Annotated in this window: 7 protein-coding genes; 1 reads left to right on the top strand and 6 read right to left on the bottom strand. The window is 39.5% G+C overall.

Annotation, left to right across the window (positions count from 1 at the left end; all coding sequences use genetic code 11):
* Nucleotides 1-103 precede the first annotated feature (103 nt).
* On the top strand, nucleotides 104-532 hold the full coding sequence (locus T501_RS08570) for an RrF2 family transcriptional regulator (protein ID WP_026510100.1): 429 nt from the start codon (nucleotides 104-106) through the stop codon (nucleotides 530-532).
* 74 nt (nucleotides 533-606) lie between these two features.
* Here T501_RS08570 and T501_RS08575 read toward each other — a convergent pair whose 3' ends face one another.
* The 6 genes from T501_RS08575 to T501_RS08600 form a co-directional block, all read right to left on the bottom strand.
* Nucleotides 607-1,698 carry a PucR family transcriptional regulator gene (locus T501_RS08575; protein ID WP_044914302.1) on the bottom strand — a complete coding sequence of 364 codons (1,092 nt, stop codon included), beginning with the start codon at nucleotides 1,696-1,698 and terminating at the stop codon, nucleotides 607-609.
* 191 nt (nucleotides 1,699-1,889) lie between these two features.
* A complete protein-coding gene (locus tag T501_RS08580) occupies nucleotides 1,890-2,999 on the bottom strand; it encodes an ABC transporter ATP-binding protein (protein ID WP_026510098.1) in 1,110 nt (369 codons plus the stop codon).
* Between the two features lie 262 nt (nucleotides 3,000-3,261).
* A complete protein-coding gene (locus T501_RS08585; protein ID WP_044914303.1) occupies nucleotides 3,262-3,972 on the bottom strand; it encodes a YesL family protein in 711 nt (236 codons plus the stop codon).
* A 232-nt stretch (nucleotides 3,973-4,204) separates the two neighbouring features.
* On the bottom strand, nucleotides 4,205-5,143 hold the full coding sequence (locus tag T501_RS08590) for an alpha/beta fold hydrolase (RefSeq protein WP_044914304.1): 939 nt from the start codon (nucleotides 5,141-5,143) through the stop codon (nucleotides 4,205-4,207).
* Between the two features lie 250 nt (nucleotides 5,144-5,393).
* A complete protein-coding gene (gene metG, locus T501_RS08595) occupies nucleotides 5,394-7,451 on the bottom strand; it encodes a methionine--tRNA ligase (protein ID WP_044914305.1) in 2,058 nt (685 codons plus the stop codon).
* 15 nt (nucleotides 7,452-7,466) lie between these two features.
* Nucleotides 7,467-8,342: a methionyl aminopeptidase gene (locus T501_RS08600; protein ID WP_044914306.1), complete on the bottom strand. Its 876-nt coding sequence runs from the start codon at nucleotides 8,340-8,342 to the stop codon at nucleotides 7,467-7,469.
* Between the last annotated feature and the right edge of the window lie 193 nt (nucleotides 8,343-8,535).

Genomic DNA, 8,535 nt, shown 5'->3' on the forward strand with positions numbered 1-8,535 from the left:
AAAACCTATAGATTCCTGTTTTTCCTTAGAAAAACATAAATCTATAACTACTTGAAAGGAAAATACCGACCCTTACATCTTATAAGTCGGTTCTAAGTATTATATGAAAATATCAACAAAAGGCAGATATGCACTCAGGGTACTAATTGATCTTGCACTTCACAACACAGGTGAATACATATCATTAAAGGACATATCTGCAAGACAAAATCTCACAGTTAAATATTTGGAACAGATCGTTTCCCCTTTGGGCAAAGCAGGTTTTTTACAAAGCATGCGCGGTAATAACGGCGGACACAGACTTGCCAAGGCACCCTCAGAGATTTGCATAGGTGATGTCCTGAGAATTATGGAAGGTGATCTTGCACCGATAGGTTGCATACAGGGTGAGGAAGTTTTATGTCCTAAAGTCAACGAATGCCCAACTATTGAGTTCTGGGTCGGACTTGACCGTGTTGTTAACGACTATGTCAACAGCTACACCCTTCAGGATCTTGTAAAACAAACCGCTGATTTGGCCAAGAACGCCTGACAATCCATCAAATTTCATATCAGGTAATCTTCTAGATTAATAGAGTGGGGCTCTTATAAAAGAAGCCCCACTTTTTAAAACTGATTTGAATCTACATATTTCATATAACTTATAACCATCAGCGCAATTTTAAATGTCAGCGCCTCATCAAATGTTCTTATATCAAGCCCGGTAGCTTTTTCAAGCTTTTCAATTCTATATACCAGGGTATTTCTATGTACAAAAAGCTGTCTCGAAGTTTCTGATACATTAAGGTTATTCTCAAAGAATTTGTTTATTGTATTAAGTGTTTCTTCGTCGAGATTCTCAGGTATCTCACGTCCTCCGAATATCTCATCAATAAAGATTCTGCACAGGTTTATAGGGAGCTGATAAATAAGCCTTCCTATTCCAAGTGTATTGTAAGCTATCACATGCTTTTCAGCATAGAATATTTTTCCTACATCAAGGGCCATCTTAGCTTCTTTATAGGACTTGCTCAGATCCTTAAGTTCGCTGACAATTGTACCATAGGATACTCTTACATCAAGCATCGCCTCGGTGTTCATCATATCCACGATAGTTGTCGCAATACTTTCAATTTCTTCGTATTTTTCTCCCGCCTTGAGAGATTTTACCAGAATTACACTTGTCTCATCCACAGCCGTGACATAGTCCCCATTCTGGGATGTAAACATACTGCCAAGAAGCTCCGCAGCACCGCTGTCTCTCTCAGCTCTTGTCTCGACAAGTATGATGACTCTGGGAATAGTCACATCTATTCTCAGCTTTTTTGCCCTATTATATATATCAATAAGCAGCAAATTATCTAATAACAGATTTTGGAAAAAGTTATTTCTGTCATATTTTTCTTTGTATGCTACAATCAGATTCTGCAGCTGGCTGACACAAATTTTTCCAACCATGTATGCATCTTCTCCATTACCGGCAGCGAGAAGAACATAAACCAGTTCTCCCTCATCCAGAATTTTCAGCAGGTGCATTCCTCCGATGACCTGTGAATCTACCGGCGAATTTGCAAAATCAGATATAAACTCCATATCAAAGGTAGGCGCTTCTGCAGTTGCTGCAACAACTCTCCCCTTTAAGTCCATTACGCTGAGCTGAACCCTTGTGATCGCCGAGAGCTCATCAATACTATTTTGAATAATCTGTGATGTTATCATATGTGCCTTCCTCTTCTATCAAAATACCCCAATAAATTCTCACTAAATAATCAGGAAAATCATACGGAATCTATAGTATAACTCAATTCTAGAATATATTTAAAGAGTTTGCAATTTAAAAACAATTCATGAGAAAAAAAGGCGGAAGCTATTAAATAGCTTCCACCCTGCAGTATTACTACTTTATATAATTAGTTTGTGATAACCTTCTCTGTCTCTTTATCAAATACGTGAATCTTCTCAACGTCGAATGCGAACTTAACCTTATCGCCAGGACGAGCTGTTGTACGAGAATCAACTCGTGCTGTTACAGGGAAGCCTGCAAGATCAAAGTACAGATAAACTTCTGCACCAAGAAGCTCGTATACGTTGATTGTTGATTCGAATACAGCCTTAGATGTGCTAACAACCATCTCAGAATCATCAACATCTTCAGGACGGATACCAAATGTAACTGTCTTTCCAGCGTAGCCGCCTTCGATAACCTTCTTAGCCTTAGCCGGAGGAAGCTCGATAGACTGACCTGCAATCTTGAGGCAAGCCTTGTCGCCAGCAACTTCAACTTCAGCATCAAGGAAGTTCATCTGAGGTGATCCCATGAATCCAGCAACGAAAAGGTTTGTAGGCTTGTCATAGAGGTTCTGAGGTGTATCAACCTGCTGAACAACACCGTCCTTCATAACTACGATTCTTGTACCAAGTGTCATAGCCTCTGTCTGGTCATGTGTAACGTAGATGATTGTGGTACCAAGTCTCTGGTGAAGCTTAGCAATCTCAGTTCTCATCTGAACACGGAGCTTAGCATCCAGGTTTGAAAGAGGCTCATCCATAAGGAATACCTTAGGATTACGAACGATAGCACGACCCATAGCAACACGCTGTCTCTGACCACCGGAAAGAGCCTTCGGCTTACGATCAAGAAGGTTTGTAAGATCAAGGATCTTAGCTGCGTCCTTAACCATCTTGTCGATCTCAGCCTTCGGAACCTTACGAAGCTTAAGACCAAATGCCATGTTATCATATACTGTCATATGAGGATACAGAGCGTAGTTCTGGAATACCATCGCGATATCTCTGTCCTTAGGCTCTACATCGTTAACAACGCGATCACCGATTTTAAGTGTACCGGAAGAGATATCCTCCAGACCAGCGATCATACGAAGTGTTGTTGACTTACCACATCCTGAAGGTCCAACGAAAATGATGAACTCCTTATCCTGGATATCAAGATTGAAATTCTTTACTGCTTCGAACCCATTGGGATATACTTTGCAAACATTCTCAAGTGTTAAACTTGCCATTTTAATTTTCCTCCTCTTAGCAAATACGTGGGACATCTGTCCCTGACATAAAAAAGTATAGCCAAAGCACTGGGCTTTGGCTATGCAAGTATTATACAAAGATTTTAACAATCGTTGTAAAAATTGCTTATTTACTTTTTGTTTATAAAATCTTTAGGAATATATGCACAAATTTTATAAATTCTTGTGTGCAATTTGCTCATCCCACTCGTGATTACCTATATATCACGATTTATCTTTGTCAATTATGTCATATCAGCGATTACTTTCTGTCTCTTGCTTCCTGCATACGCTTAATAGCTGCCTGAAGCTCCTCATCGTCATCATCTGTTCTCTCTTCTTCATCAACCTCTTCAACCTTGGGCTCAAATCTTTTGAAAAGTCCGTTGTACAAAAGTGCCATGAGATATGCAGGACCTGTGAATCCGAACATAATAAGCAGCGGCACAATGCGAAGATCAAAGAAATACAAAAGCAGAAGCGGGATCAGTGAAATAACTCCCATCGCAACTGTTCTTGGCAGTCCCAGAATCGAAAACATACATGCATTTTTAAGTGTGTTTTTGATAGGATTCTCAAATCTGGACTGAAGCGGGAATATATAGAGTGATATCATGTAAAGAATTAAAGTTATTCCTAACATAATATAGATATATATTCCTGGAATTGCTGTTTTGTTAGCTCTTATCCACAGGAAATCAACTCCGATTATAGCTGCAATAGCCAATACAATTAACCAAAGTATTGTTGCCTGTTTAAAGTTCTGTTTAAATGACTTCCAAAATCCCTTGATTACATATGTTTCTTCATCTCTTACCATCTTAAGAAGAACATAATGCATCGCTGTAAGTGATGCTCCTCCGGTAAACGGAATAAGGACAAACAGCAGTACTGCAAGATTCAACATCATCAAATCCGCAACCCTGTTCAGTGCTCTCATAATAGGACTGTCTAAATCAAATAATTTTCCCATAATATACTTCTCCTAAAAATAAAACTATATTGCATGGCTCGCACTAAGCTCAACGAACCTCGCTAAGTGCTCTGCTCTTGGGATTCTCACTAGACTCGTCAGTACCTCGTCAAGTGTTCACCCATGGCTCGCACTAAGCTCGTGAAATACCTCGCTAAGTGCTCTGCTCAAAAAAGCGCTCAAGCATTACTATAACATGCTTGAGCGCTAAATGCATTTCATTTTATAAATTTTAGAGAAGTATTGTCTTTTTTATCCAGGCAAGCTGATCAGCAAATACAGTCTCTCTTCCTATTTCCTGCTGAAGCTCGTGTCTCATTCCGTCATATAATTTTATTTCGAGATTCTGAAGTCCTATCTGATCCTTCCAAATGCTGTAAAGATGCTCTACACCCTTACCGTATTCTCCGACAGGATCCTCTTTGCCCGCTGTGAGAAGTATAGGAAGCTTCTTTGGAATATCCTCCATTTTCCCTGTATCCTGAACTCTTGACAGTAGCTCAAATAAGGTTTCAAATCCATTTACGGTAAATACGAAATTGTCCTTAGGATCATTTTCATATTTTTTAACACTCTCTTCATTGTGAGATAGCCAGTCAAACTTACTTCTTGGGCTTGAAATCCTGCTGTTGTATGCTTTAAAAGCCATGTTATTCAGAAAATTCGAACGATGCTTTTCACCAAAGAAAGCACTAAGAATTGCACACATTGTCTTTCCTGATTTAATGGTTCCCGGAGACTGCCAGCCTGTTCCCTGTATGATTGCTCCCTGTATACCTGTTCCATATCTTGTCAGATATTCCCTTGCAACAAAGGATCCAAAGCTATGTCCCATAAGAACAACCGGAATTTCAGGATATTCTTCCTGAGTCATTTTCTTAAGCCTGTGAGCGTCCCTAAGTACAACTGTCGCGGGGTCATTTTTGCAAAAATAACCATATGGCACTTTTGTAGAAACAGAGTCGCCATGTCCCAGATGATCATTTCCAATAACAAGGACACCATTACTTGCCATATAATTAGCAAATTCATCATAGCGATCAATATATTCCTGCATTCCATGAATAATCTGCAAAATAGCTATTGGCTTCTCATCAGGAATCCATCTTATTGCATGAATGGTCGTCTCTCTGTCTCTGGATTTGTAGGTAATTTCCTCTTTACGTGCCATGATAACCCCTCCGTGCTATACACAAAATTTAATGTTAAAAACAGACAATTCTATAATATTTCAAAAAGAGGATGATAATTCCGTCTCCTCCTATTCAATTTTACCACAATATCCTAATCATAGTTGTAAAAAAATCGTAAATTCGTTATATTGACACATATTTGAGTGAAAAATCCGGAGGATTTTCCTGTAAGATAAAAAAACGAATGTAGCAGATTATTCCACTACATCCGTCTTTATAATTATCTGATTAGCATATTTCTGCGCCTGAAGGCATAGCCTTTTCAGGAGTCATAAGTGCAAGATTCCCCTCAGCATCTTCAGCGCAAAGAAGCATACCTTCTGACAGTACACCGGCAAGCTTTGCAGGCTTAAGATTAACAAGAACCATAACCTTTTTGCCTACCATTTCCTCAGGAGAATAGTATTTACGTATTCCAGAAACAATCTGTCTTGTCTGGCTACCAATCTTAACCTGTGAGCAAAGAAGCTTCTTTGACTTCGGAACTGCTTCGCAGGCAATGATCTCACCAACCTGGAACTGCATCTTCATGAAGTCATCAAATGTGATCTCATCCTTTGCAGGAATATCAATTCCGTCAGCCTCATTAGCAGACTCATCTGTCTCCTCTGCACCACCAATCACAATTGCATTAGCTTCCTTGAGCATACCTGCTTTTGTGAGATTTTCCTTGGCCTTTTTCTGAGACTCAATAAAGTCAGCCTTCTGCTTTTCTGTAATCTTAGCTGCTTCGGCAAGAACCTCATTAAGATCCTTTCTCGCAAATGTCTGCTCGGGAGCATCAGTTACCTTTGTACCGCTTACATACTTACCAAACTCAGAAAGTGTATCGAAATCACGGCTTTCAGTATTAAGCATATTGAAAATCTTCTCTGCTGTCCTTGGCATAAAAGGCTCAAGAAGACTTGTACCAATAGTTATACCTTCTACAAGGTTATACAGTACAGTAGCCAATCTGTCTGACTGTGCCTCATCCTTTGCAAGATTCCACGGTTCAGTCTCATCTATATACTTATTGCAACGCTTGAATACTGCGAAGATTTCTGTAAGAGCATCAGCAACCCTGAGCTCATCCATCTTCTTTTCAACTTTCTCATATGCACTTGTGCATACAGTCTTAAGATCAGCATCTACGCCTCCCTCAACACCCTTATCTGCAACAACACCATCAAAATACTTGTTAGACATAGCAATTGTACGGTTTACAAGATTACCAAGTGTATTTGCAAGATCTGAGTTATAGCGCTCAACCATGAGCTCCCATGTGATTACACCATCATTGTCATACGGCATTTCATGAAGTACAAAGTACTTTACAGGATCAACTCCAAAAAGGCTTACAAGATCATCTGCGTAAATTACATTACCCTTGGACTTACTCATCTTCTCACCGCCCTGAAGGAGCCATGGATGACCAAATACCTGCTTAGGAAGCGGTTCACCAAGTGCAAGAAGGAAAATAGGCCAATAAATAGTATGGAATCTGATAATATCTTTACCTATAAGATGAAGATCTGCAGGCCACCACTTTTTATAGTCTTCGCTGCTTGAATCCACATCATAACCAATTCCGGTTATATAGTTTGTAAGTGCATCAAGCCAAACGTATACAACATGCTTTTCATCAAAGCTTACAGGTATACCCCATTTAAATGAGGTTCTTGATACACACAGATCCTGAAGTCCCGGAAGAAGGAAATTGTTCATCATTTCATTCTTTCTGGAAACAGGCTGAATAAATTCAGGATGTGAATTGATATGCTCAATAAGCTGAGGCGCATATTTACTCATTTTAAAGAAGTATGCTTCCTCCTCAGCAGGATGTACATCACTTCCACATTCAGGACATTTTCCATCTACAAGCTGTGACTCTGTATAGAACGCTTCACACTCTGTACAGTACATTCCTTTGTAAGATCCCTTATAAATATCACCCTGATCATAGAACTTTTTGAATATTTTCTGTACCTGTTGTACATGATCCTCATCTGTTGTTCGGATAAATCTGTCATAGGAAGTATCCATCATATCCCAAAGGCTCTTAATGGTTCCTGCTACACCATCTACAAATTCCTTAGGACTGCTGCAACCTGCCTCAATTGCTCTTGTCTCAATCTTCTGTCCGTGTTCATCAGATCCAGTCTGGAAATGAACATCATATCCATCTTTTCTCTTGTATCTTGCAATAGCATCAGCAAGCACAATTTCATAACTGTTTCCAATGTGCGGTTTACCGGAAGTATAGGCTATCGCAGTAGTAATGTAATATTTTCCTTTATTCTGCATTTACTTTAAGTCTCCTTACCAACATAATATATCACAACCGGTCTCAGTAACCAGGACCTCTACCTCCCACTGAGCGGAAGGTGCTCCATCCTCTGTGTAAACTGTCCAGTCATTTTCTTCATCAACAAAAATCTCATCTGTTCCCATGTTTATCATAGGCTCAATTGTGAATACCATACCAGGAACCATGATCATTTCTGTACCCGGCTTACTTACGAAGCTGACAAAGGGCTCCTCATGGAATTCATTTCCGCAGCCATGTCCGCCAATCTCACGTACAACTGTGTATCCGTTTTTAAGTGCATGCTGATGTACAGCATCTCCCATATCTCCGAGAGGTGTCCATGGAATTACATTTTTAACACCTATCTCCACAGCTTCTTTAGTTACGTCAACCAGCTTTTTCCATGCAGGATCCACATCACCTATGCAAAACATTCGTGAAGAGTCTGAAAAATATCCATTTAATATAGTAGAACAATCTACATTAATAATATCTCCGTCCTGTAAAATATCATCCGGAGATGGTATTCCATGACAAACCATATCATTAATTGAAGTGCAGACGCTCTTAGGAAATCCTTCGTAATTCAAAGGAGCCGGAATACCGCCCATCTTCCTGGTTACATCAGCAACTATATCATCGATATCCTGAGTAGACATGCCTGCCTTTATTCTGGCACCAACTTCATCAAGACATGCCATGTTAATCTTGGCGCTGGCCTTGATTCCTTCAATATCTTTCTCAGTCTTTAATAAAGACCTTTTAGGAACGATCTTCCCTTCTCTCTGAAGACTTATTATTCTCTCATCAAAAGCTTCATGACAAGCCTTATATTTCTTACCGCTCCCGCACCAGCATGGTGCATTTCTATCCATCTTTTTATACATTGTATGAATTCGACCTTTCTACACTAACTACATATAAATAGAGTCTATTATCTAGTATGCCTTCAAGCTCAGTTATTGTCAAATGTCAAGGAGATTTATGACCGCGTAAATTTACTGTAGGATTTAATAGGTTAAAGAAACCTTGATATGCCTAAGCATCAGCTGGCATCTATAGATACGGAAATTCTTTATC

It is taken from the genome of Butyrivibrio sp. WCE2006 (genome assembly GCF_000701985.1).
Classification (GTDB): Bacteria; Bacillota; Clostridia; order Lachnospirales; family Lachnospiraceae; genus Butyrivibrio.

What these genes read in the sequence shown, in the direction of transcription:
- T501_RS08570 (WP_026510100.1), top strand. Translation starts at nt 104, where the DNA reads ATGAAAATATCAACAAAAGGCAGATATGCACTCAGGGTACTAATTGAT.
- T501_RS08585 (WP_044914303.1), bottom strand. Translation starts at nt 3,972, where the DNA reads ATGGGAAAATTATTTGATTTAGACAGTCCTATTATGAGAGCACTGAAC.
- T501_RS08575 (WP_044914302.1), bottom strand. Translation starts at nt 1,698, where the DNA reads ATGATAACATCACAGATTATTCAAAATAGTATTGATGAGCTCTCGGCG.
- T501_RS08580 (WP_026510098.1), bottom strand. Translation starts at nt 2,999, where the DNA reads ATGGCAAGTTTAACACTTGAGAATGTTTGCAAAGTATATCCCAATGGG.
- T501_RS08600 (WP_044914306.1), bottom strand. Translation starts at nt 8,342, where the DNA reads ATGTATAAAAAGATGGATAGAAATGCACCATGCTGGTGCGGGAGCGGT.
- T501_RS08590 (WP_044914304.1), bottom strand. Translation starts at nt 5,143, where the DNA reads ATGGCACGTAAAGAGGAAATTACCTACAAATCCAGAGACAGAGAGACG.
- metG (WP_044914305.1), bottom strand. Translation starts at nt 7,451, where the DNA reads ATGCAGAATAAAGGAAAATATTACATTACTACTGCGATAGCCTATACT.